The following is a 24705-nucleotide window of genomic DNA, read 5'->3' on the forward strand; positions in this document are numbered from 1 at the left end:
GCCCCTCACTCATGCGTACGGGATGCAGCGCGTGCTCAGTAAGTACTGCCGCCCATGACCTCGACGAAGGACTGTGGGTCGGCGTCGAATCCGCGGACGGCCAGGTGGAATTCCCACTCGCCCGCCTCGCTCCGGATGAACTCCCCGACGACTGCGGCGGTGGATCCCAAGACGCTGGCGAAGTCGCTCTTCCCCAGCTCGGTGTGCCCTTCGAATACACGGACGAGGGTGTTCGCTATGTCGGCGAACACCCTCCGTCCCTCCCGCTGCTGGATGGCCACACCCACGACGACGCGCCCGTACGTGGCCGCCAGCCGGTCGAACTCCAGCGTCATGACCTCGTCGGAGCCGAAGCCCTGTCCGGTCGTGCTGTCCCTGGTCAGGATGATGGTGCCGTCCGGCGACCGGCTGTCGAAGTGCACGACGTACGCCGGTTCACCATGCGTGGCGTCCGCCCGGTACGTCGCGGCGACGATGTCGAGATCATGTGCCGGCTCGCCCAGGGGGCTCGGATCCCACCTGAGTGTTACCTCGGCCTTCCGGACCCCCTTGTTGAGACTGTTCACCAGATTCCCCTTCCCCGTGCCCGCAACCGCCAGGATTTTTACCTCGGTTGACCATGCTGTCACGCTTACGCTCCCGTACCACGGGTAGTTGCGCACGCTCAGTCCGGGATGCGCCGCGGCGGTCGTTGTCGCACGACTTCCTCGCGGAAGGACTCGATGGCGCTGCTGACCTGACGGATCAGATGAGTGTTCTCGATCCGGTCCAGACAGCGGCAGGCCCTCGATCGCGCTGAACGACACGTTGGCCAGATGCACGTCCTTGCCCTGGTGCAGGAGGAAGAGCGCCACCGGAAGCCCGGCGTACACGTCGAATCCGCCGCCCGCACCCGCGACCAGAATGCGTTCCGCGGACCCGAGCAGCGAACAAAGGGTTGGTGTGCAGCGCTGTCATGACGATCATTGTGCAGGCCGGGCCGCTTGGGTCGTCGGCGTTCAAACGGGGGTGGGAAGCATGACATGGAGTAGTGAAGAACTCGACTTGGACGCGTACTTGGCGCGGACCGGGTACGACGGGGCGGCGCTCGCGCCGGATCTGGAGACGCTGCGGGCGCTCATGCGGGCGCATGTCGCATCGATTCCCTTCGAGAATCTGGAAGTGGCGCTCGGCCGGAGTGTGCCGCTGGATTTGAAGAGCCTGCAGGCGAAGCTGGTTGGCCGACGGCGCGGCGGCTACTGCTACGAACAGAACTCCCTGTTCGCCGCCGTGCTGGAGCGGATCGGCTTCCAGGTGGCGGGGCGCGGCGCCCGCATTCGGGCGAGTGGGCCCGGACTGCGGCCGGTGACCCACGCGGTCCTGGTGGTGATGGTGGACGGCGAACTCTGGCTCGCCGACACGGGGTTCGGCGCGTCCGGAATTCTGGAGCCGGTGCCTCTGCTGCACGGGGCCGAGGTGGTGCAGGGCGGATGGACCTTCGGGATCACCCTGGAGGACGAGGGGACTCACGTACTGCGGACTCTCGGTCCCGAAGGGTGGGCCGATCTGTACGCGTTCGCTCCGGCATCGCTCTATCCCGCAGATTTCACGGTCATGAACCACTACAGCTCAACCCATCCGCAGTCGCGATTCGTCGGTCAGGTGGTGGCGCAGCTGCCTGGCCCACACGTGCGTCGCGCCCTTGTGCGTGACGAACTGAACGTGTCGCGCACGGACGGTACGCACGAGCGGCGCATCGTGCCGGCGGTTGAGCTGACGTCCGTACTGGAAGGGGTCTTCGGTATCCAAGTGGATGCCGAGGATGCCGCGCGGCTGCGGGCCCTGCGCGCACTGAACGAGCGGAGTCGGGGCTGCCGGTGACGACAGGGACCCTGTGGAGCGGTGGCGAGCTGGACCTCGCCGCGTATCTGCGGCGCACCGGCTGTACGGAGTACCTGGAGGGCGCCGAGCCCGACCGCGCGACGCTGCGTACGTCGGGTTCGGCGGTGAAGGGCTGTTGGAGCCGATTCCGATGCGGGACGGCGTCGAAGTGCGGCAGGGAGGGTGGACGTTCGCCATCGCGCGCGAGGACAACGAGGTCCGGGCACTGCGCGCGCTGCATCCGGACGGCTGGTTCGATCTGTACGGCTTCACAATGGAGAAGCGTTTCCCCGTCGACTATGCCGTGATGAGCCATTACACGTCGACTCATCCACGCTCGCCCTTCATCTCGCGGGCGGTGGTGCAGCGGACGGGAGAGGGCGTACGCCACAGTCTGGTGGGCGCGCGGCTGTCGGTCGCGAGCCCCGACGGTCCTGGATCGGAACGGCAGATTCCGGCGGGGGAGTTTGCCCCGGACCCTGGCCGATGTGTTCGGGATCGAACTGGATGCGGAGGAGTCGGCCGAGCTGGTACGGGTGCACTCCGCCCGAGAGTGACCGGGGCCACCTTCCGCGCCGTACGATGGCGCGGTGCTGGTCAAGTGGATTCGCTGCACCGTGATGGACCGTCGAGGGTTCGAGCGGGGGCAGCGGAAGTGGGCGGGGCTGCTGGGTGAGCCGGGATTCCGGGGGCAGGGCGGTGGGTGGAGCAGGGGGCGGCCGCATGTCGCCCATGTATTCGCGTTCTGGGAGAGCAGGGCGTTCTACGACTCGTTCATGGCGCGCTCCCACGACCGGCTGGCAGCCGGTCAGTCTGGGACGTACAGGGATATACAGGTCAAACTCTTCGATTACCGTTTCGATGTGAAGACGGGCTTCGAGCCGCGGTTCACGGACGCCGACGTGGTGCGGGTCGCGCACTGCCGGGTGCACGAGGACCGGGTCGACCACTACGCCCTGATGCAGGAGAAAGTGTGGAACCCGGCGATGGCCGGGTCGCCCGGGATGGTGCGCGGGGTGTTCGGCGAGGCGCCGGGGAGCGAGTTCCTGGTGATGTCGATGTGGCGGTCGGAGGCGGAGCACGGGAAGTACCGGAGGGAGCGGGTGGAGCGGCTGCTGCTGCGCGCGCAGACCGAGGCGGATGTCGCGGCGCTTGCCGGTGATGTGGTGCAGCTCGAACCGTCCTGGACGGTCTGAGTCCGGCTGTCGGCAGGTCCGTGGAGCTGCGGATTCGCCGTCCGGACCCGGCCCGACTGCTCGGCCGCGTCCGGACCGATCTACTGTCATGGCATGGCACGACCGCAACGCATTGTTCTCGTCCGGCACGGCGAGTCGGAAGGCAACGCCGACGACACCGTTTACGAACGTGTGCCCGACCATGCGCTGCGGCTGACCGCGACCGGCCTGGTGCAGGCCGAGGAGACGGGTGCGCGCCTGCGTGAGCTGTTCGGACGCGAGCCCGTCAGCGCCTATGTCTCGCCCTACCGCCGCACTCATGAGACCTTCCGGGCGTTCCACCTCGACCCGGAGCTTGTGCGGGTCAGGGAGGAGCCAAGGCTGCGCGAGCAGGACTGGGGGAACTGGCAGGACAGGGAGGACTCCCGGCTGCAGAAGGCCTACCGGGACAGCTACGGCCACTTCTTCTACCGCTTCGCCCAGGGCGAGTCGGGGGCGGACGTGTACGACCGGGTCGGGGCGTTCCTGGAGAGCCTGTACCGGAGCTTCGAGGCGCCGGACCACCCGCCGAACGTGCTCCTGGTCACGCACGGACTGACCATGAGGCTGTTCTGTATGCGGTGGTTCCACTGGTCGGTGGCGGAGTTCGAGTCGCTGTCCAACCCCGGTAACGCCGAGACCCGGATACTGCAGCTCGGCGACGACGGGCGCTACACACTGGACCGGCCGTTCGAACGCTGGCGCACCCCCGAGCCGTACGGCGCCGGATAGAGTGGCAGGAAGATGACCGCTGATTCCTCTCGCGACCGGCGCTTCGAACGCGCCCTGGACAGTCTGCGCGGACTGTCCGTGGGAGACGCCCTGGGCTCCCAGTTCTTCGTACCCTCGAACTATCCCCTGCTGAAACAGCGCGAGCTGCCTCCAGGCCTCTGGCAGTGGACCGACGACACAGAGATGGCCTGCTCGGTACTTGCCGTGCTGGCGGACCACCAGCGGGTGGACCAGGACGTGCTCGCGCGGTCCTTCGCCGAGCACCACGACTTCGACCGCGGCTACGGCCCTGCCGTCAACCGGATGCTCCGACTGATCAGGGAGGGGGGCGACTGGCGGGAGCTGGCCGCCGAGCTCTTCAACGGCCAGGGCTCATGGGGCAACGGCTCGGCGATGCGTATCGCACCGCTCGGTGCCTGGTACGCCGGCGACCCGGAACAGGCCACCCACCAGGCCGAAATCTCCTCGTACACCACGCACCAGCACCGTGAGGCCGTCGTCGGCGCCATGGCCGTCGCGGCGGCCGCCGCGATCGTCGCGGATCCCGCGGGCCCGCCCGGGCCCGAGGAGCTGCTCGACGGCGTCGTCGCGCTCGTGCCGCGCAGCGCCGTGGGAGCCGGTCTGCGCCGGGCACGGGACATGCTCGACTACAAGGATGCCGGGACTGTCGCCGCCGTCCTCGGCAGTGGTCGGCGCACCAGTGCGCACGACACCGTGCCGTTCGCACTGTGGTCCGCGGCCCGCTCGCTCAGCGACTTCGAGCGGGTCTTCTGGACGACCGCACAAGTGGGCGGGGACGTCGATACCACGTGCGCCATCGCCTGTGGCGTGGTGGCGGCGGGCAAGACCGGGCAGCCGTCGGCCGCCTGGCTGGAGCAGACCGAACCGCTTCCGGAGTGGGTGCCCGGCCGGCCCCGCTGAGCTGCTGCCGCCGGGCCGTTGAGCGGCCCGGCGGTCACGGTCCGGCCTCGCGCCCGTATACGGGGGCGTGGATCCGGCGTGCCCGGGCTAGCCTGTCCGACACGCCGCGTTGATCATCACGGGCGTGCGCAGACGAACACCGGGTCGTACGCACCGTCCTGCCGACGTGCACCGCGCCCGGTCAGGAGGGGGTCCCGTGTCAGACATACGCGCCACACCGCCCTCGGCTTCCGAGCCCGATCCGGGCACAGAACCGAGCGTTTCGGTCGCGGAGCCGAAGCAGGCGCCGAAGCGGGTGACGTCCGATCCGTACAAGCCGCCACCCCAGTGGCAGCAATGGCAGTCCAACGAGCCGGCTGCCTGGGTCGTACGGATACGCCCCAGGCAGCCGGCCGGGGTCGGGGTCGCCACGCTCTGGTCGGCTCTGGCCACGGCCCTGCTCAGCGCGTTTCTGCTGGGTGACGGAGCGGGTGTGAACCTGCTGATCGTGGCGGTGCCCGCCGCCCTCGGCGCGTACTTCGCAGCCCGCACGGCCGGTCGCCGACTGCGTCCCTGGACCTGTGTGTGGGCGGCCGGCGGGGTGGTGCTGCTGGCGGTTCCGGTGCTGAGGGACGCAGGCTGGCCGACGTTCCTCGCCGTCGTCGCGGCGCTGGCGGCCGGATCCCTGGCTCTGCACGGCGGCCGCAGCTGGCCGGGCGTACTCCTCGGCTCGCTGGGACTGCTGGGCGCGATCGGTTCCGGCATGGCCTGGGGAGCGCGCGGACTGCGCGAGCGCACGGGCAGCTCGCGCGGCCGCTGGGGCCCGGTGGTCCGTAGCGCAGCGGTCGCGGCAGTGCTGCTGATCGTCTTCGGCGCGCTCTTCGCCGGCGCCGACGCGGCCTTCGCCGATCTGCTCGGCGGCCTGATCCCGGATATCTCGGTTGCCGACGCCCCCTGGCGCTTCCTTCTCTTCCTGCTCGGTCTGGTCGGAGCGCTCGCCGCCGCACACACCGCAGCGGCTCCGCTGCGCTGGGACCGCCTCACCGTGCGCCCCGGCCGGGCCCGCGCACGCTGGGAGTGGGCGCTGCCGCTCATCGTGCTGAATCTGCTCTTCGCCGCCTTCATCGCTGTCCAGCTCGCCGTTCTCTTCGGCGGATACGACACGGTGTTGCGCGAGACCGGACTGACGTACGCGGAGTACGCGCGGCAGGGCTTCTGGCAGTTGCTCTGGGCCACACTGCTCACGCTGCTCGTGATCGCGCTCGCGCTGCGCTGGGCCCCGCGCGACGGTGCCCGCGACCGCACTCTGGTCCATGCCGTCCTCGGCACCCTCTGCCTGCTCACCCTGGTCGTGGTCGCCTCGGCGCTGCGCCGGCTGGATCTGTACGTCGACGCGTATGGGCTGACGCGGCTCCGGGTGTCGGTGGCGGCGATGGAACTCTGGCTCGGTCTGGTGATCGTCCTGATCATGGCGGCAGGGGTGTTCGGCGTGAAGTGGCTGCCACGCGCCGTCGCGGCGAGCGCCGCGGTCGCCGTGCTCGCCTTCGGCCTGCTCTCCCCGGACGGAATGGTCGCCGAGCGGAACGTACAGCGTTACGAGAGCACCGGAAAGATCGACGTCCAGTACTTTCAGGAGCTGTCGGCCGATGCCGTACCGGTCCTGGACAGGCTGCCGGAGCCGCTTCGCTCCTGCGCCCTGAAGGGCATCGCGGCGAACCTCGAGGGCACGCACAAGCCCTGGTACGCGACCAGTTGGGGCGAGTGGCGGGCGCGGAGGATCCTGGGGGAGCGGAAGGTCGACACCAGGTATGCCTGCGCGGATCAGGGGCTTCCCGGTATGGAGCGCGATCAGTACGACGAGGACGCCCAGTTCGGCCAGGAGGGCGAGATCAGCCCGTCCGACGCCCCGTGAGATTCGCCGTTCAAGGAGGCTGAGATACGGGCCGTGCCCCCCGCGCACGGCCCGTACTCCGGATCGATGCGGCGGATTTACGCGGCCGGGCCACCTGCGCCCGCCGCCCCGCTGAGCGCCTCCAGGTCACTCTTGCGTACGCGGACGACGAACACCGCGGTCAGCACGGCGAGTCCGACGAGACCGACTCCGGCCCAGAACGCCGTCGCGATGCCTTCGGCGAGCACCTGGTGCCCCCAGGGCGGCGGCAGTTCGTGCGTCCTGGCGAAGTGTTCCTTCTGCGCGGGTGTCGAATCCGCGAGAAACGACGGCAGTTGCCGTTCGGCCTCGTTGCGGCTGGCGGTGCTGAAGACGGTCATGAGAATCGACAGGCCCAGGGAACCACCCACCATCTGTGTGGCGTTGAGCAAACTGGAGGCCGCGCCCGATTCGTGCTGCGCCACGCCCGAGACCGCCGTGAGTGTCGCCGTCACGAACACCAGCCCCATGCCGAAGCCGAAGAGCAGCATCGGCCCCAGCACCCCGCCCGCATACGAGCTGCCGGGATCGAGCGCGGTCAGCCATGCCATGCCGCTGCCGGTGAACACCGCGCCGGCCGCCAGGAACGGCTTGGGTCCGAGCACCGGCAGCAGCTTCGAGGAGATTCCCGCCGCCGTGACGATCATCACCGTGACCGGGAGGAAGGCGAGGCCGGAGTTGATAGGGCTGTAGTCCAGCACGTTCTGCACGAACAGGACGATGAAGAAGAACATGCCGAACATTGCCGCGGCGAGGCTCATCATGATCAGATACGTGCCGGAGCGGTTACGGTCGGCGAACATCCGCAGCGGAGTGATCGGTTCCCGAGCCCGACGCTCGGTCAGTACGAAGGCGGTGAGGAGCACGATCGCCGCCGCGAACGCGGCGAGAGTGAGCCCGTCGCTCCAGCCGTCCTCGGAAGCCCGGATGAAGCCGTAGACCAGAGAGGCCATACCCGCGGTCGAGGTGAGCGCGCCCGCGATGTCGAACCGGCCGGAGTGCTGTTCGGACTCGTTGATGAAGACCGGAGCGAGCACCGCGATCAGGATTCCGATCGGCAGGTTGACATAGAAGACCCAACGCCAGTTCAGCCACTCGGTGAGCATGCCGCCGGCGAGCAGGCCGATGGCCGCGCCGCTGGCCGAGACCGCGGCGAAGATGCCGAACGCGCGGTTGCGCTCGGGACCTTCGCGGAAGGTCGTGGTGATGAGAGCGAGCGCCGTGGGTGAGGCGATGGCGCCGCCGACGCCCTGGAGCGCGCGGGCCGCGAGCATCTGCCAGGGCTCCTGCGCAACGCCGCACAGCAGTGAGGCGAAGGTGAAGAGCAGCACACCGAAGACGAACACTCGCCGGCGGCCGAGAATGTCGCCCGCGCGGCCGCCGAGCAGCAGCAGCCCCCCGAAGGTGAGGGTGTACGCGTTGACCACCCAGGACAGCTGGGTCGTGGTGAACTCGAGAGCCCCTTGGATGTGCGGGAGCGCGATATTCACAATCGTGGTGTCGAGGACCACCATGAGCTGGAGCGCGGCAATGACGGCCAGGGCAATCCCGGAGCGTCCCTGTCTGCGTGCCGCTCCTGGTTTGCTTGGAGCAGTTAATTGAGAGGTTGTCACCATCGTCCCCCACAAGTGAGTTAGTGAACGCATCCGTTCACTGTCCCGTCAACCGTAGAGAGTCCCCCTCAGTGAACGCAAGCGTTCACTGCAGCTCCTGTCCCCAACGGAGAGAAGAAGATGGCCAATTCGCGCTGGACTGCCGCCGCCGAGACGCCCCGGGTCTCGCTGCGCCGTCGGGGACCCGTGCTGGAGCGCGCGATCCTCGACGCCGCTCTGGAGCAGTTGAGTACGGTCGGCTGGAGTGGGCTCACCATGGAGGGTGTCGCCGCCGGGGCCCAGACCGGGAAGGCTGCCGTCTACCGGCGCTGGCCGTCGAAGGAGGACCTCGTCGCGGACGCCCTGCAGGCCGGGCTGCCGGTACTCGACGAGGCCGCCGATCACGGCAGCATCCGCGAGGACCTCTTTCAGCTCTGCCGGCAGGTGCGCGATGCGATGTACTCCAGGTCCGGCTTTGCGCTCCGCTCCGTGCTTTACGAGTGCGACACCTCCACCGCCGAGCGCTTTCACGGGGTGATCGTGCGTCGTGTGATCGAGCCGTCGAACCAGCTCTACCGGGAGGTGGTACGGCGTGGTGTCACGCGCGGCGACGTCCGTTCCGACGTCACCAGTGAGCTGGTTTTCGATGTGATTCCGGGGCTGATGATGTACCGCTCCAAGGTGTGCGGCAGCGAATGGCCGGACGAGGATGTCGCCGAGATGATCGATCAGGTCATGGTGCCGCTGCTGCGCCCGGGAACCGACTGACCGCGGGCCCCGCGGCCCCTGAGCGGAATCCGGTTGTCGCCCACGGGGTCCGGCGGCGTAACCTTGCTGGCGCCATGCCGTACGAACCCCCCACCCACACAGTCGAGCGCTCGATCCGAGCCACCACCGGCGCCAAGATCGTCGCAGGTGTCGACGAGGTTGGACGCGGGGCGTGGGCCGGTCCGGTCACGGTGTGCGCGGCGGTCACCGGACTGCGCAGACCGCCCCCCGGGCTGACCGACTCCAAACTGATCAGCCCGAAGCGCCGTACAGAACTGGCCGGGCGGCTGGAACAGTGGGTCACGTCGCACGCCTTGGGGCACGCGTCGCCGGAGGAGATCGACGAACAGGGTATGACCGCGGCACTGCGGCTGGCTGCCGTCCGTGCGCTGGATGCGCTTCCGGTCCGGCCGGACGCCATCATCCTCGACGGCAAGCACAACTACCTGGGATTGCCCTGGCAGGTCCGTACGGTCATCAAGGGCGACCAGTCCTGTGTCGCCGTCGCGGCCGCTTCGGTGATCGCCAAGGTGCGCAGGGACGCGATGATGGCCGAACTGCAGGGGGAGTTCGCCGACTTCGGCTTCGCCGCCAACGCCGGCTATCCCTCGCCCGTGCACAAGGCGGCGCTCGAGGAGTGGGGTCCCACGCCTTACCACCGGCTCTCGTGGTCCTACCTGGACGCGCTGCCCCAGTGGCGGCACCTCAAGAAGGTCCGCGTCTCCGCCGAGGCGGCCGCACTGGAAAGCGGGGGCCAGCTCGGCTTCGAATTCTGAACTCGCCCCCTCCGCAGCAGGGGCGCACATATGTGCCCACCCGCACCCGCCGATGCCATCCGCACCGGCGTTTGATAGACATCCATTCATGCCTCTCATCCCCGAGGAGCCTCAGATTCACGAGAGTGCCCAGGGTCCCCGCGCAACTCCGGCCGCAGGCCGCACCGCGCCGACCCCCCGTCCCGTACCCGGTCCGCGTTCCGCGGCCTCGCCGCGTCCCGGGCACCCGGGCTCCGGTACCGCCCGGCCCGCACCGCCGGCGCAGCGCACCCACACTTCTGCCGGACAGCCGCAGGCGCCCCGGCCGGAGAATCGCGCTGTGCCGCAGATCCAGCTGATCCCCGCCCCCGCCGATGGCGCGCTCGACGCCGCCGACGAGGCGGTCGACCTGCTGCTCGACTCCGGCCGCACCCCGGGCGACGTCCTGGTGCTCACCACTGGCGAGCAGCACCCGTGGGCCGCGCATGAGCTGTCCTTCGGCGAGGCCGCCTACTGGGCTCAGCACGACGCCCGAGACGACGTCTTCTACGCCGACGCCGCCGCGGTGGGACGTGCCTCGGCCCGTCCCGTGGTGGTCGTCGCGATCAGCGGAGGCGCCGCCGACGCCGCCCGTTCGCTGCCGGCGGCCCTGGCGAAGGCGACCGCACTGCTGATTGTGTGCGGAGATCCCAAGCAGATCAACGCCGTGCTCGGCACGGACGTCTGACCTGTACGGCCTGTACGGACCGCCTGGTCCGGTCGTGACCCGGCTGCCCAGCACCTGGGCAGCCGGAGAGTGGCACCTTCAGCGTGCCGCCGTGCGCCGAAGCGCCTCAGCCGCGCCGCTCGCCGTGCGCAGCGGCTGGAGCTCGGCCTCGGCCGCACCGTCGAGGAACGGGCCGGGCGACGACGTGGAGTTGGGTCGGCGCCCGCCCCGTCCCTCGCCCAGAACCTGCCAGCCGGCGCGTGTCAGCGTGATGTACGCACCACAGCGCAGCCCGTGCAGAGTGCAGGCGTCCCGCAGCCCCCACATCCACGCCCCGTCCTCCTCCGTCCAACGCTCGTCGCCCTCACGGCAGTAGAGCAGCACGGCGGTACGCACGGGCGCGCGCAGACGCAGATCGTGCGGGATGACCCGGCGCAGATGCGCCAGCAGCACGTTGCGGAATTCCCAGCCGTCCACGGGCGTGGAACGCCGTGAGAATGACGCACTGGCAGCGAGCCGGTCCTCGTGGTCGAGCACGGCGACGACGGCTGTCGCAGGTGCCGGCGCATGCCGCGTGTGCAGTCCGCTGACCACCTCGCGGGGGTTGCGGAGCAGCGGGATCCCGGCTGACGCCCACTCGGCGGGCTCGAGCATCCTGGCGAGGCGGTTGGCAGAGCCGGCTGACGTCGTGATCGAAGTGGCTGCGGACGGAGCGAATCCGAAGGTCACGGTCCTCCCTTCACATTCGCGCCCAGGGTGCGGGCAGGGTGGGGTGAGGGCGCACCGCGGCACGGCCTTTCCGGACCGCGAACGGACCGTGCGGGGAGCATTCCAATTCTTGCTGCCCTCGTGGGCATGCGGCAACGAGCAATTTGGCGCCACCGACAGGAATCGGCGGTTATGACGCTCATTATCCCTGCCCATTTGCGGCCCCGGTGACCCTCCTGTCACGTCTGAATTGCAAGGACCAGGGGAAACACCCCCCTCGCACCCGCCCTGCGCAGCAGTCGCGCCGCCACCGCGAGGGTCCAGCCACTGTCCGAGAGATCGTCCACCAGAAGCAAGGGCCCGTCGGTTTCGGCCAATGCCTCGGCCAGCTGGGGAGGCACCGTGAACGCCTCGTGCAGCGCCCGCACCCGCTGGGCGCTGTTGGTGCGCGCGATCCGTGCCTCCAACGCCTCGGGCACATACTCGACAGAGCCCAGCAGCGGCATCCTGCCGACCTCGGCGATGCGGCTGCCCAGGGATCCGACCAGCTGGGGCCTGCTGCGGGAGGCGATGGTGACCACACCGACCGGCCGGGGCGGCGCGTCCGCCGCACCGGAGGCCCAGCCGCCGGGGCCCTTGGCCCAGTCGGCGAGCACGGTCACCACAGCCTTCACCACCTCGTCCGGCACGGGACCGTCGGGAGCCTGCGCCGCGAGCATCGGCCGCAGCCGATTGCCCCAGCCGATGTCGGAGAGGCGCCCCAGCGCACGTCCCGGGAAGGACTGCTCCCCTTCGGGGATACGCCCCTTGAGGCCGACCCCCACCGCCGCCAGCCCGGTCGGCCACATCTTGCGCGGTTCCACGTCCACACCCGGCCTGCCCAGCTCCCCGCGCGCGGCATCCAGAGCCGCCACGGACACCTTGTCGCTGAACCGAGCTCCCGAGCAGTTGTCGCAGCGGCCGCACGGCGCCGCTTCCTCGTCGTCCAACTGCCGTCGCAGGAACTCCATCCGGCAGCCCGTCGAGGTCGCGTAGTCACGCATCGCCTGCTGCTCGGACTCCCGCTGCCGGGCGACCCACGCATACCGCTCGGCGTCGTACGACCAGGGTTGCCCGGTGGTCGTCCAGCCGCCTTTCACCCGGCGCACCGCACCGTCGACGTCGAGGACCTTGAGCATGGTCTCCAGCCGGGTGCGCCGCAGTTCGACCAGCGGCTCCAGCGCGGGCAGCGAGAGCGGACGGCCCGCTTGCGCCAGGACATCGAGAGTGCGTCGCACCAGCTCCTCCGGAGGGAAGGCGACCGAGGCGAAGTACTGCCAGATCGCCTCGTCCTCCCTACCCGGCAGCAGCAGTACTTCCGCGTGCTCCACACCACGGCCCGCACGGCCCACCTGCTGGTAGTAGGCGATGGGGGAGGAGGGCGAACCCATGTGCACGACGAAACCGAGATCGGGCTTGTCGAAGCCCATCCCGAGCGCGGAGGTGGCGACCAGGGCCTTGACGCGGTTGGCGAGCAGGTCCTCCTCGGCCTGCTGCCGGTCGGCGTTCTCCGTACGGCCGGTGTACGAGGCCACTGTGTGCCCGCACTGGCGCAGATACGCCGTGACCTCTTCGGCGGCCGCGACGGTGAGGGTGTAGATGATCCCGGAGCCGGGCAGCTCGCCGAGATGATCGGCGAGCCAGGCCAGCCGGTTCGCGGCATCGGGCAGCTGGAGCACGCTCAGGCTGAGGCTCTCCCGGTCCAGTGCGCCCCGCAGTACGAGGGCGTCCGTGCCCGCCCCCGTACCCAGCTGTTCGGCGACGTCCGCGGTCACGCGGGCATTGGCCGTGGCGGTGGTGGCGAGCACCGGGACCCCGGCCGGCAGCTCCGCGAGCATGGTGCGCAGCCGTCGGTAGTCGGGCCGGAAGTCATGGCCCCAGTCGGAGATGCAGTGCGCCTCGTCGACCACCAGCAGACCGGTGGCGGCGGCCAGCTTGGGCAGCACCTGGTCACGGAAATCGGGATTGTTCAACCGCTCGGGGCTCACCAGCAGCACATCCACCTCGCCGGCGGCCACTTCGGCCTGGACCGTGTCCCACTCGTCCGTGTTGGAGGAATTGATGGTCCGGGCGCTGATGCCGGCCCGCGCCGCGGCCTCCACCTGGTTGCGCATGAGCGCGAGCAGGGGAGAGACGATCACGGTCGGTCCGCTGCCGCGCTCGCGCAGCAGCGAGGTCGCGACGAAATACACCGCGGACTTGCCCCACCCGGTCCGTTGCACGACCAGCGCCCGGCGCTTCTCCGCCACGAGCGCCTCGATCGCCCGCCACTGGTCCTCGCGCAGCCGGGCCGCGCCCGTCGGGTCCGATACGAGGCGGGCGAGTACGGAGTCGGCCGAGGCCCTGAGATCTGCGCGGTCTGCGTTGGTCATGCCCCCATGCAACCCGATCCCACTGACAAAGCGCGAACGAGGCCGCGGGCCTGTGGACAAAGTTATCCACAGGGGTCGCGGTGCCGGAGCCGTCACGAGACCGTCGTGCCATGAACAAGCACCACGAACACACCAGTCCTACCGACGAGCAGCAGATCACCCTGCGTGGCCCCGGCGAACTGGCCGATGCCCTCCCGTACATGATGGGTTTCCATCCGAACGATTCGATCGTGCTCGTCGCGCTGCACGGCAGCCGCGGCCGCTTCGGCGGGCGACTGAGGCTCGGTATTCCACGCTCGCCGCGCGAATGGTCACCCGTGGCCGAGCAGCTCGCCCAGTGTCTGATCGAAGGCAGCGAACGTCGCGGTTCGCGCCCCGACGGCATCGTCGTCTTCCTCTGTCAGGATCCGGCGGACGGCGAGACGAGCGGCTCGGTGATGGAGCGGCTGCGCCCGCTCGCTCAACGACTGCGCACCGCCTGCGGCACCTTCGAGGTGCCGGTCTACGAGGCCCTCTGCATCTCCGACGGCCGTTACTGGTCCTACTGCTGCCCCGACGCGCGCTGCTGCCCTCCCGAAGGCAGCACGCTTGCCCTTCCCGGCACTTCGGTGATGGCCGCGGCCGCCGCTTACGCGGGAGTCCAAGTGCGGGGCTCCCTGCGGGAGATGGAGGGGCGGCTCGCGCCTTGGACGACCCCGGCCGCGTCCGGCCAGGAGAAGGCCCTGGATACCGCGGGTTCCGCGCTGCTGCCCAGGATCCTGGACGGAACGGGGCGTGAGCAGGTCGCCGCGGAGACGCTCGCACTGGCCCGTCGGCTGATGAAACGCATCGGGGAGACATCACAGGATGGCGGCCGGGCCGAGTCGGATGCCGCGGACGACCGGCTCGTCACGCACGACGAGGCAGCCGCTGTGATTCTGGGCCTGCAGGACCGGGACACCCGTGACCGGGCCGCGGAGTGGATGGAGGGAGCCGACGCGGAACCGGCGCTACGGCTCTGGCGGACGCTGGCCCGCCGATGTGTCGGCCCGTACTCCGAGCACGCGGCGGCGCCGCTCACCCTCGCCGGCTGGGTCGCCTGGTCCACCGGCGACGAACCCGGCGCGCGGGTCGCCCTCGGACTCGCCCTGCGTGTCGACCCCGAGTACGTCTTCGCCCGGCTTCTGCACCAGGCCTGCAACGAGGGCCTGGATCCGGAGGCGCTGCGCAGCTGTCTGCGGCGCACGGAGCGCGCCACACCGGACTCCCCGGCGGGCCGCCCGGGCGCTCCACACCGTTCGCGCCCGCAGCAGGTCCGGCCGGCCACTCGCAAGCCGGGCGCCGACAGGAAGGATCTCCCGTCCGCCGGGACGCGCCCCGGCGGACGGGAGCCCGGGAACCGCAGCCGCGCGCGCAGGCGCAGCGGGCAGCGCGGCACCCGGAGCGGGCGGTGACGCCCTGCAACCTCGGTCTCGAGATGGTCGGGCTGGCCGCCGACGGCCCTCAGTTGGGGGTGTGATTGGGGGTGTGAGCCGGGCGGGTGCGCAGGGCGGGAGAGGCGGGTGAAGAAAGAGTCGGCGCAGGTGAAGAAGGGAGTGTTTATCGTCAGGCAGACGACTATGATCACGGCATGTCGCCCTACGACCCGTCGGCCTATCCGCCCTTTGCTGTCACCGTCGACCTGGTCGTGCTCACTGTGCGCCGCCATGCGCTCTGCGCGCTGGTCGTACGCCGCGGAGAGCCGCCGTTTCAGGGTCGGTGGGCGCTGCCGGGCGGCTTCGTCAGGGGCGACGAGGATCTGGCGGCGGCCGCGGCGCGCGAGCTCGCCGAGGAGACCGGTCTGTGCGCGCACGACCCCACTTCCCCGGCTCCCGGCAACGGCGCACATCTCGAGCAGCTGGCCACCTACGGTGACCCCAAGCGGGACCCTCGCATGCGGGTCGTCAGCGTCGCCCATCTGGTGCTGGCCCCCGACCTGCCCGCACCCCGCGCGGGCGGAGACGCGAACAGCGCCCGGTGGGCCCCCGTCGAGGAGCTGCTGGGCCAGGAGAACGGCTTCGGCCGCGAGGAGGATCAGCCCGCAGCGCTCGCCTTCGACCATGCGCGGATCCTGGCGGACGGGGTGGAGAGGGCACGCTCCAAGATCGAGTACTCCTCACTGGCGACTGCCTTCTGCCCGTCGGAGTTCACGGTCGGCGAGCTGCGGCGGGTGTACGAAGCGGTCTGGGGTGTCGCTCTCGATCCACGGAACTTCCACCGCAAGGTGACCGGCACCCCGGGCTTCCTGGTTCCGGCCGGCGGGACCACCACCCGACAGGGCGGTCGCCCGGCCCAGCTCTTCAGGGCAGGCGGCGCCACCGTGCTCAACCCGCCGATGCTGCGCCCCGAGGTCTGAGCGAGCTCTGAGCGAGGTCTGACACCCGGGGTCCTTGCGGCTGCGTAAAAAGTCGGAATTGTCGCGCTATCTTTCTGCGGTACCCGCCCTGCCGCCGAGCGGTCTCACCTACCGCGAGAGAAACGATGCTCCAGGCCATCGGACTCACCAGCATCCACCGCCGAGACCTACCGCCAGCCGTCGACGACCTCACCTTCGAAGCCAGGTCCGGCTCCGTCACGGCCCTCCTCGGCGCCCCCGGCTCCGGCAAGACGGCGGCGCTGCGCCTGATGCTCGAACTCGACTCCGGCCGGGGCGTCACGTACTTCCGCGGTAGCCCCCTCCACCGCATCGCCCATCCCGCCCGTGAGGTCGGGGTGCTGCTCGGCGACGTACCGGGCCATCCCGCTCGGACCGCCAGGGGGCAGCTCCGCATGCTTTGCGCGGCCGCCGGAGTGTCCGCGTCCCGCGCCGAAGAGATGCTCGATGCCGTCGGTCTCGCCGCCCTCGGCGGCCAGCGCCTCGACATGCTCTCCCTGGGCATGGACCGCAGACTCGGGCTTGCCTCCGCCCTGTTGGGCGACCCGCAGACGCTGATCCTCGACGAGCCCTGCCGAGGCCTCTCGCCCGGTGAGAACAGCTGGCTGTACGGGCTGTTGCGCTCCCGCGCCTCGTGCGGCGGAACCGTTCTTCTCACCACCAGTGATCCCAAGGAGGCCGCCCGCCTCGCCGACCGTGTCATCACCCTCGACGAGGGGCGCCTCGTCGCCGACCAGGACGCCGCCGCCTTCGCCCGCACCAGGCTCCGCCCCCGCGTCGCCGTCCGCACCCCGCACGCCGTCCGTCTCGCCGCCGCCGTCGCCCGCGAGGCACGCGTCGCCCAGCGATCCGTCGAAGTGGTCACCGAGGAGGGCGGCCTCCTCTCCGTCTACGGCAGCAACTGCGCCGAGATCGGCGAAACCGCCTTCCGGCACGGTGTGCTCGTCCACCGGCTCAGCGACGAGGTCGGCGACACGGGCCCGGCGGTGGCGCCGACACCTGACCCCGCACCTGTCCCCGAGGCGCAGAAACGGCCCGTACCGGCCGCGGCGGAGCGCCCCGGCCCACTGTGCCCCCCACCCCCGCCGCGCCCGGTACGCAGCCCCCTGAGGCCGCTGCGCTATGAAATCCGCCGGCTCCTCGGAGTCCGCACCGCCGCGCTGATCGCTGCGGCCGCGCTCGTCGCGTCCCTCGCTCTCTGTGTTCTGCTCGCCCGCATCAGCGACACCCCGCTACCGGCCCTGCTCGCCGCCTGGCCCGATTACCTCCCGCTCCCGCCCGCCGCCTTCGGCGCCGGCCTGGTCGGGGCGCTCTCCTACGGTGAGGAGTTCCGCTACCCGGCGCTCGCCGCCGCCCGCGGCACCGTTCCCCGCCGCCTCGGCCTCCTCCTCGCCAAACTGACGGTGACCGCCGTGTTCGCGCTGCTGCTCGCCGTGCTTGTCGCTGTGGCCGACGCCCAGGCCCTCCATCTTGTGTACGGAACGGATATGACTCCGGCGCCGCGGAACTGGCCAGTCCTCGTGGCCAGTTGGGGCGGGCTCGCGGTCGGCTGCGCCTGGGCCGGGCTGCTCGCCGCCGGAGTCTTCCGGGTCGCGGCCGCCGGAGTGGCCGCGGTGCTCGCCGTACCGGTCCTCATCGCCCCCCTTGTGCAGGCGGCGCTCGTCGTCCCGTCAGCGCGTTCGATCGCCGGACTGCCCGGCAGGCTGCGTGAGCTGGCCTGGGTGCAGCTGCCGCAGCAGGCCGACCTTTGGCTGATGGTCGCCGTACGCCTCGTCGCCCAACCCTTCGGCGCGGCACTGGCGTTGTCACTCTCGGCCCTGATCTGCGCATATCTGTTCACGGGACTTCGCCGCAGGGCACGTTGGTGATCATGATCGACCGGGTCTCGGTGAAGTGTCCACAACTCCCTTGAAGACGCCCGTTTCTTTCCGATAAGGCGTCAATTGCGAGGCGAGCGCCGATCACCCTTTCGTGTGCTTTTCACCAAAGACCTCAAGGGCCGTGGGAGCCACGCCGACAAAGGATGCGTGAGTACCCTTGCGCACACCATGATGACCGCCGCCCGCCCCGCCGAGTCCGGCCTCGCCGGTCCGGGCGAACTCGACCGATACCCCTACGCGGAGTCGCCCGGCGCCGACCGCGTCAGCCCTCCCTCCTGGGACGGCGCCGACGCCGAGTTGGGCCGGGTCGGCCGCCGCGCGGCAGGCAGCCGGGGCCGCGGACTGCACGGCCAACTCGTTCAACAGCTTGGTCAGATGATCGTCTCGGGGGACCTCGGCGCCGACCGCCCGCTGGTCCCCGAGGAGATCGGCCAGCGTTTCGAGGTCTCCCGCACCGTCGTCCGTGAATCCCTGCGCGTTCTCGAGGCCAAGGGCCTGGTCAGCGCCCGCCCCAATGTCGGCACCCGGGTTCGTCCGGTCAGCGACTGGAATCTGCTGGATCCCGACATCATCGAATGGCGTGCCTTCGGCCCGCAGCGGGACGATCAGCGCCGGGAGCTGAGCGAGCTGCGGTGGACCATCGAGCCGCTCGCCGCTCGCCTCGCCGCGGGTCACGGGCGCGAGGACGTCCAGCAGCGGCTCAGCGACATGGTCGAGATCATGGGCCATGCCCTCGCTCAGGGTGACGGAATCACCTTCTCGCGGGCTGACGCCGAGTTCCACTCCCTCCTCATCCAGCTCGCCGGCAATCGCATGCTCGAGCACCTCTCCGGCATCGTCTCCGCCGCCCTCCAGGTCTCGGGCGGCCCGGTCACCGGCTGTGACCGCCCTACCGAGGTCTCCATGGCCCATCACGCGCGGATCGCCGACGCACTCGGCACCGGCGACGCGCACGCCGCCGAGTCGGCCATGCGTCAACTGCTCACCGTCCACCCCGAGGTGGAGCGAGTCGTGCCCGCGCCGCGCGAGCACTGACCGCAGGGCGCGGGCAGGGAGTACGGAGGCGTACGCATCGCGTGTCGCCGGATTCCATGGGGATCCGGCGACACGATTGCGTGGTGAACGCACCATATGTTTGTTTCGTCGCAAATGAGGTGTGACTCGGGCCACGCGGATTGGGCGTAACACTCCTCGAAACAGCGCGATGACCTAAGAGGTGACAGCCGAAGAGGGAATACAGCAGCCGTTCACGGCGCTGTCCAGCTCCCAGGTTCATCCCGCGCCACCGGCACATCCGCAGTCCGGTGGTCGTCGGCTCCGGCCCGATCATGGGTGGGGCCGGAAGCCGTTTTCCATCGTTCCGAGAGGTTGTTCGTGTCGGCCAGCACATCCCGTACGCTCCCGCCGGAGATCGCCGAGTCCGAGTCTGTGATGGCGCTCATCGAGCGGGGAAAGGCTGATGGGCAGATCGCCGGCGATGACGTGCGTCGGGCCTTCGAGGCTGACCAGATTCCGCCAACCCAGTGGAAGAATGTTCTGCGCAGCCTCAACCAGATCCTCGAGGAAGAGGGTGTGACGCTGATGGTCAGTGCCGCGGAGTCGCCGAAGCGCGCCCGCAAGAGCGTCGCAGCGAAGAGCCCGGCAAAGCGCACCGCCACCAAGACCGTCGCGGCCAAGACCGCCACGGCGAAGACCGTCGCGGCCACCGCGGCGCCGACGGCCGAGACCGTCGACGTCCCGGCCGACGAGGCCTCGGCGACAGCGCCTGCCAAGAAGGTGGCCGCCAAGAAGACGGTGGCCAAGAAGGCGGTGGCGAAGAAGACCGCCGCCAAGAAGACAGTGGCCAAGAAGACCGCGGGCAAGAAGGACGCCGACGAGGCCGAGGGCGAAGAGCTGCTCGATGAGGCCCAGCCCGGTGCAAAGGGCGAGGAGGAAGAGGCCGAGGGCGAGAACAAGGGCTTTGTCCTCTCCGACGACGACGAGGACGACGCGCCTGCCCAGCAGGTCGCCGTCGCCGGCGCCACGGCAGACCCGGTCAAGGACTACCTCAAGCAGATCGGCAAGGTCCCGCTCCTCAACGCCGAGCAGGAGGTCGAGCTCGCCAAGCGCATCGAGGCGGGTCTGTTCGCCGAGGACAAGCTGGCGAATTCCGACAAGCTCGCGCCGAAGCTCAAGCGTGAGCTGGAGATCATCGCCGAGGACGGGCGCCGTGCCAAGAACCACCTGCTGGAGGCCAACCTCCGACTGGTCGTCTCGCTGGCCAAGCGCTACACCGGTCGCGGCATGCTCTTCCTGGACCTGATCCAGGAGGGCAACCTCGGTCTGATCCGCGCGGTCGAGAAGTTCGACTACACCAAGGGCTACAAATTCTCCACGTACGCCACCTGGTGGATCCGTCAGGCGATCACCCGCGCCATGGCCGACCAGGCCCGCACCATCCGTATCCCGGTGCACATGGTCGAGGTCATCAACAAGCTCGCGCGCGTGCAGCGCCAGATGCTCCAGGACCTGGGCCGCGAGCCCACCCCGGAGGAGCTGGCCAAGGAACTCGACATGACCCCCGAGAAGGTCATCGAGGTCCAGAAGTACGGCCGCGAGCCGATTTCGCTGCACACCCCGCTCGGTGAGGACGGCGACAGCGAGTTCGGTGACCTGATCGAGGACTCCGAGGCGGTCGTGCCGGCCGACGCGGTCAGCTTCACGCTTCTGCAGGAGCAGCTGCACTCGGTGCTCGACACCCTGTCCGAGCGTGAGGCGGGCGTCGTCTCCATGCGCTTCGGTCTCACGGACGGCCAGCCGAAGACCCTGGACGAGATCGGCAAGGTCTACGGCGTGACGCGTGAGCGCATTCGTCAGATCGAGTCCAAGACCATGTCGAAGCTGCGTCACCCGTCGCGTTCGCAGGTTCTGCGCGACTACCTCGACTAGGTCGTCACGGCAGTACGCAGTCGGCGAAGGGCCCGGTTCCTGTCAGGGAACCGGGCCCTTCGCCGTGTGGCGCGGGTGCGGGCGGCCGCTCACTGGCTGACTCTGAGTGGACGGAATTCACACAGAGTCAGGAGGCCGTATGCGTCGACCCATCATTCGAGCCCTGATCAGGGCGTCGGCCCTGATCGCAGCGGCGGCCGTGGCGCCGTTCGCTTCGTCCCCTCCCGCGGCTGCCGACAGCGTGGTCATCGGCGGCTACACGGCACAGGTCGCCGACAGTCCGTGGGTCGTGGCGTTGTCCAGCCGTGACCGGTTCGGCGGAACGCGCGCAGGTCAGTTCTGCGGCGGAGTGGTGGTGGCGCCGACGAAGGTCATGACGGCCGCCCACTGCGTGAGCCGGACCGTACTCGGAGGAGATGTGCGCGACGTGCGTGACCTGACGGTCGTCTCGGGGCGCGCGCAGCTGCTCGGCGCCGGGGGCCGGGAGATCCCGGTGAGCGCCACCTGGGTTGCGCCGGGGTACAACGCGCAGACCAACAGCCCGGACGTGGCGGTGCTGACGCTGGCCGAGGCGCTGCCCGCCTCCTACGTGATCCCCCTGGCCGGCGCCGGCGACCCGGCGTACCAGCCGGGTACGAGCGCCACCGTCTATGGCTGGGGCGATACGACAGGGAACGCCACCTATGCGTTCTCCCTTCGCGCCGCACCCGTGACGGTGCTGTCGGACGCGGCCTGTGGGCAGGCCTATCCGGGAGGACTGGGCGGGCAGTATCTGAAGTCCACGATGCTCTGCGCCGGAGACCCGCAGGGCGGGCACGACGCCTGTCAGGGGGACAGTGGAGGCCCGCTGGTGGCCGGCGGGCGGCTCATCGGACTGGTCTCCTGGGGTGGTGGCTGCGGCCGGGCCGACAGCCCCGGGGTGTACACGCGAATCTCGGCGGTGGCGGCGCCTTTGTAGGCCGTCTTGCGATTGGGTTCATCGGCCCCGTGGCGGTCACGCTACGAGAGCGGGCGGCCGCCCCTGGTATTCAGGGGCAGCCGCCCGTCAGCCGATCCTGGACCGGCCATGGCTCGTCGTGGATGCGAGGTGTCAGTGTTCCTCTTCACCAACGCTGGCCGGCACGGCCGTCAGTCGGTCGGTCTCATCCTGTATTTCCGCGGCGATCTTCTTGAGTTCCGGCTCGAACTTGCGCCCGTGGTGGGCACAGAAGAGCAGTTCACCGCCGCTGCTCAGGACGACGCGCAGATAAGCCTGGGCGCCGCAGCGGTCGCAGCGGTCAGCGGCCGTCAGTGGGCTCGCGGGGGTCAGAACAGTAGTCACGTCGCCTCTTCTCTAGCTCGACGAGCTGTCGTACCAGGGTCAACATCCAACCAGGCCGAAAACGTTCCCGCTCGTGGCTTCTCCTGGAAACTTCTTTCCTAGGTGGCTGTCTGCTGCCGGTTGGCGGCGAATGAGCCGTATTGCTTCGCTCTACGGATTTCGCGTTGCTTGTCTCTATTGGCCCTCCCGGCTGGGTGCCGGTTGTTCATGAGGACGTGCCCGGAGCCTAAATGGTTCATGCCTGGAAGGGAACGTGATGTGCACGTCACTCCATCGAGGGATCGAACATGTATACGACGCTGGACTAGCATAAGAAATCATGAGGGTGGCGTTACATCGGCTCTACCAGGCCTCGGTACCCTCTGACCGTCGACCGACGCCGGGCCCTTACCCCACTGGGCCACATCTCAAATTCAGCGAGGAGCGAACCGCGTGACCGCCGAAACGTCCGCGCCGTCCACAGCGCTGCTGACAGCAGACCGTGACGGTTCCAACTACACAGCGCGGCACCTGCTCGTACTCGAAGGGCTCGAGGCGGTCCGCAAGCGCCCGGGCATGTACATCGGGTCCACCGACAGCCGCGGCCTGATGCACTGCCTCTGGGAGATCATCGACAACTCCGTCGACGAAGCCCTCGGCGGCCACTGCGACCACATCGACGTGATCCTTCACGAGGACGGATCCGTCGAAGTCAAGGACAACGGCCGAGGCATCCCTGTCGACGTCGAGCCCAAGACCGGCCTGTCCGGTGTCGAGGTCGTGATGACCAAGCTGCACGCCGGCGGTAAGTTCGGCGGCGGCTCGTACGCCGCGTCGGGCGGACTGCACGGCGTGGGCGCCTCGGTCGTCAATGCCCTCTCCGCCCGCCTCGATGTCGAGGTCGACCGCAGCAGCGCGACCCACCTGATCAGCTTCCGCCGCGGTGTCCCCGGCATCTTCACCGAGTCGGGACCCGACGCTCCCTTCGACCCGGCGAGCGGGCTGCTCAAGGGCAAGCGGGTGCCCAAGGCCCGCACCGGCACGCGCGTGCGGTACTGGGCCGACCGGCAGATCTTCCTCAAGGACGCCAAGCTCTCACTGGACCACCTCCACCAGCGCGCCCGCCAGACCGCCTTTCTGGTGCCCGGTCTCACGATCGTGGTCCGCGACGAGCGGGACCTGGCGGGTGAGGGCAAGAGCGAGGAGATCTTCCGCTTCGACGGCGGCATCAGCGAGTTCTGCGACTACCTGGCCCAGGACAAGGCCGTCTGCGACGTGCAGCGCCTGACCGGGCAGGGCACCTTCAAGGAGACCGTCCCGGTCCTCGACGACCGCGGCCATATGACGCCCACCGAGGTCACCCGCGAGCTCGGCGTCGACATCGCCCTGCGCTGGGGCACGGGATACGACACCGCGGTCAAGTCCTTCGTCAACATCATCGCCACCCCCAAGGGCGGCACCCATGTCACCGGCTTCGAGCGCTCCATCACCAAGACGATGAACGAGGTGCTGCGCTCCAGCAAGCTGCTGCGCGTCGCCGAGGACGACATCGTCAAGGACGACGCTCTGGAGGGCCTCACCGCGGTCGTCACGGTCCGGCTGGCGGAGCCGCAGTTCGAGGGCCAGACCAAGGAGGTGCTGGGCACCTCTGCGGCCAACAGGATCGTCGCCAATGTCGTCGCCAAGGAGCTCAAGGCATTCCTGACCTCCACCAAGCGTGACGACAAGGCGCAGGCCCGCGCGGTGATGGAAAAGGCCGTCGCCGCCGCCCGTACGCGCATCGCGGCCCGTCAGCACAAGGACGCGCAGCGCCGCAAGACGGCGCTGGAGACCTCCTCGCTGCCGGCCAAGCTCGCCGACTGCCGCAGCGACGACGTGGAGCGCAGTGAGCTCTTCATCGTCGAGGGGGACTCGGCACTCGGCACCGCCAAGCTCGCGCGGAACAGCGAGTTCCAGGCGCTGCTGCCGATCCGGGGCAAGATCTTGAACGTCCAGAAGGCGTCCGTGACGGACATGCTCAAGAACGCCGAGTGCGGCGCGATCATCCAGGTCATAGGAGCGGGGTCCGGGCGGACCTTCGACATCGACGCCGCCCGCTACGGCAAGATCGTCCTGCTGGTCGACGCCGACGTCGACGGGGCCCACATCCGCATCCTGCTGCTCACGCTCTTCCAGCGCTATATGCGGCCGATGGTGGAGGCGGGCCGGGTGTTCGCCGCCGTGCCGCCGCTGCACCGGATCGAGCTGGTCCAGCCCAAGAAGGGCCAGGACAAGTACGTGTACACGTACTCCGACAGCGAGCTGCGGCAGACACTGCTGGAGTACCAGCGCAAGGGGGTCCGTTTCAAGGACTCAATCCAGCGCTACAAGGGCCTTGGCGAGATGGACGCCGACCAGCTGGCGGAGACCACGATGGACCCGCGCCATCGCACTCTGCGCCGGATCAACATCGGCGACCTGGACTCCTCCGAGCAGGTCTTCGACCTGCTGATGGGCAATGAGGTCGCGCCCCGCAAGGAGTTCATCACCAGCTCGGCGGCGACGCTGGACCGCTCGCGGATCGACGCCTGACGGCGGCCCCGCCCACCCAGGGGTGGAGCCACATGCTCCACCCCTGGTCCGATCCCGG

The 24705-nt window shown here is 69.5% G+C and carries 21 protein-coding genes; 16 read left to right on the plus strand and 5 right to left on the minus strand.

The annotated features are described in order from the left end of the window. Window positions 1-35: 35 nt before the first annotated feature. Window positions 36-566: a TerD family protein gene (locus OG966_RS29930; RefSeq protein ID WP_326653051.1), complete on the minus strand. Its 531-nt coding sequence runs from the start codon at window positions 564-566 to the stop codon at window positions 36-38. A 451-nt stretch (window positions 567-1017) separates the two neighbouring features. Between OG966_RS29930 and OG966_RS29935 the strand changes: the two genes are divergently transcribed. The 6 genes from OG966_RS29935 (at window position 1018) to OG966_RS29955 (ending at window position 6618) form a co-directional block, all read left to right on the plus strand. Next, entirely contained in the window at window positions 1018-1860 is an 843-nt protein-coding gene (locus OG966_RS29935; RefSeq protein ID WP_326653052.1) for an arylamine N-acetyltransferase family protein, read from the plus strand. A gap of 13 nt (window positions 1861-1873) precedes the next feature. After that, entirely contained in the window at window positions 1874-2536 is a 663-nt protein-coding gene (locus OG966_RS40945; protein ID WP_406730847.1) for an arylamine N-acetyltransferase family protein, read from the plus strand. Next, complete coding sequence (locus tag OG966_RS29940; RefSeq protein WP_326653053.1) at window positions 2451-3056, plus strand: YdbC family protein; 606 nt, start codon at window positions 2451-2453, stop codon at window positions 3054-3056. The genes OG966_RS40945 and OG966_RS29940 overlap by 86 nt, the downstream gene beginning before the upstream one ends. A gap of 93 nt (window positions 3057-3149) precedes the next feature. After that, window positions 3150-3806 (plus strand): histidine phosphatase family protein, encoded by a 657-nt coding sequence (locus OG966_RS29945; RefSeq protein ID WP_326653055.1) that lies wholly within the window; start codon window positions 3150-3152, stop codon window positions 3804-3806. 12 nt (window positions 3807-3818) lie between these two features. Then, on the plus strand, window positions 3819-4727 hold the full coding sequence (locus tag OG966_RS29950) for an ADP-ribosylglycohydrolase family protein (protein WP_326653057.1): 909 nt from the start codon (window positions 3819-3821) through the stop codon (window positions 4725-4727). Window positions 4728-4893: 166 nt separating this feature from the next. Beyond that, window positions 4894-6618 (plus strand): DUF4153 domain-containing protein, encoded by a 1725-nt coding sequence (locus OG966_RS29955; RefSeq protein ID WP_406733732.1) that lies wholly within the window; start codon window positions 4894-4896, stop codon window positions 6616-6618. A gap of 77 nt (window positions 6619-6695) precedes the next feature. On the opposite strand, the gene OG966_RS29960 is transcribed toward OG966_RS29955, so the two are convergent. Next, complete coding sequence (locus OG966_RS29960; RefSeq protein WP_326655428.1) at window positions 6696-8249, minus strand: MFS transporter; 1554 nt, start codon at window positions 8247-8249, stop codon at window positions 6696-6698. A gap of 120 nt (window positions 8250-8369) precedes the next feature. On the opposite strand from OG966_RS29960, the gene OG966_RS29965 reads away from it, so the two are divergent. From OG966_RS29965 to OG966_RS29975, 3 genes are all read left to right on the plus strand, one after another. After that, entirely contained in the window at window positions 8370-8996 is a 627-nt protein-coding gene (locus OG966_RS29965; RefSeq protein ID WP_326653058.1) for a TetR/AcrR family transcriptional regulator, read from the plus strand. Between the two features lie 74 nt (window positions 8997-9070). Then, window positions 9071-9772 (plus strand): ribonuclease HII, encoded by a 702-nt coding sequence (locus OG966_RS29970; protein ID WP_326653059.1) that lies wholly within the window; start codon window positions 9071-9073, stop codon window positions 9770-9772. An 88-nt stretch (window positions 9773-9860) separates the two neighbouring features. After that, window positions 9861-10478, plus strand: coding sequence for a hypothetical protein (locus tag OG966_RS29975; protein WP_326653060.1), 618 nt, complete (start codon window positions 9861-9863; stop codon window positions 10476-10478). 78 nt (window positions 10479-10556) lie between these two features. Here OG966_RS29975 and OG966_RS29980 read toward each other — a convergent pair whose 3' ends face one another. Beyond that, window positions 10557-11186: a hypothetical protein gene (locus OG966_RS29980; protein ID WP_326653061.1), complete on the minus strand. Its 630-nt coding sequence runs from the start codon at window positions 11184-11186 to the stop codon at window positions 10557-10559. A gap of 218 nt (window positions 11187-11404) precedes the next feature. Further along, a complete protein-coding gene (locus tag OG966_RS29985) occupies window positions 11405-13576 on the minus strand; it encodes a RecQ family ATP-dependent DNA helicase (RefSeq protein ID WP_326653062.1) in 2172 nt (723 codons plus the stop codon). A 110-nt stretch (window positions 13577-13686) separates the two neighbouring features. On the opposite strand from OG966_RS29985, the gene OG966_RS29990 reads away from it, so the two are divergent. From OG966_RS29990 to OG966_RS30015, 6 genes are all read left to right on the plus strand, one after another. Next, window positions 13687-15009, plus strand: coding sequence for a DUF4192 domain-containing protein (locus OG966_RS29990; RefSeq protein WP_326653063.1), 1323 nt, complete (start codon window positions 13687-13689; stop codon window positions 15007-15009). A gap of 176 nt (window positions 15010-15185) precedes the next feature. Continuing rightward, on the plus strand, window positions 15186-15950 hold the full coding sequence (locus tag OG966_RS29995; RefSeq protein WP_326653064.1) for an NUDIX hydrolase: 765 nt from the start codon (window positions 15186-15188) through the stop codon (window positions 15948-15950). A 125-nt stretch (window positions 15951-16075) separates the two neighbouring features. Then, entirely contained in the window at window positions 16076-17836 is a 1761-nt protein-coding gene (locus OG966_RS30000; RefSeq protein ID WP_326653065.1) for an ABC transporter ATP-binding protein, read from the plus strand. 159 nt (window positions 17837-17995) lie between these two features. Then, on the plus strand, window positions 17996-18883 hold the full coding sequence (locus OG966_RS30005; RefSeq protein WP_326653066.1) for a FadR/GntR family transcriptional regulator: 888 nt from the start codon (window positions 17996-17998) through the stop codon (window positions 18881-18883). 339 nt (window positions 18884-19222) lie between these two features. Continuing rightward, entirely contained in the window at window positions 19223-20776 is a 1554-nt protein-coding gene (locus OG966_RS30010; protein ID WP_326653067.1) for an RNA polymerase sigma factor, read from the plus strand. Between the two features lie 139 nt (window positions 20777-20915). Continuing rightward, window positions 20916-21734 (plus strand): serine protease, encoded by an 819-nt coding sequence (locus tag OG966_RS30015; RefSeq protein WP_326653068.1) that lies wholly within the window; start codon window positions 20916-20918, stop codon window positions 21732-21734. Between the two features lie 132 nt (window positions 21735-21866). On the opposite strand, the gene OG966_RS30020 is transcribed toward OG966_RS30015, so the two are convergent. Continuing rightward, entirely contained in the window at window positions 21867-22097 is a 231-nt protein-coding gene (locus OG966_RS30020; RefSeq protein WP_326653069.1) for a DUF7455 domain-containing protein, read from the minus strand. A gap of 432 nt (window positions 22098-22529) precedes the next feature. Between OG966_RS30020 and OG966_RS30025 the strand changes: the two genes are divergently transcribed. Further along, window positions 22530-24647 (plus strand): DNA gyrase/topoisomerase IV subunit B, encoded by a 2118-nt coding sequence (locus OG966_RS30025; RefSeq protein ID WP_326653070.1) that lies wholly within the window; start codon window positions 22530-22532, stop codon window positions 24645-24647. The last annotated feature ends 58 nt before the right edge of the window (window positions 24648-24705 follow it).

The sequence above is a fragment of the Streptomyces sp. NBC_01750 genome (assembly GCF_035918095.1).
Lineage (GTDB): Bacteria > Actinomycetota > Actinomycetes > Streptomycetales > Streptomycetaceae > Streptomyces.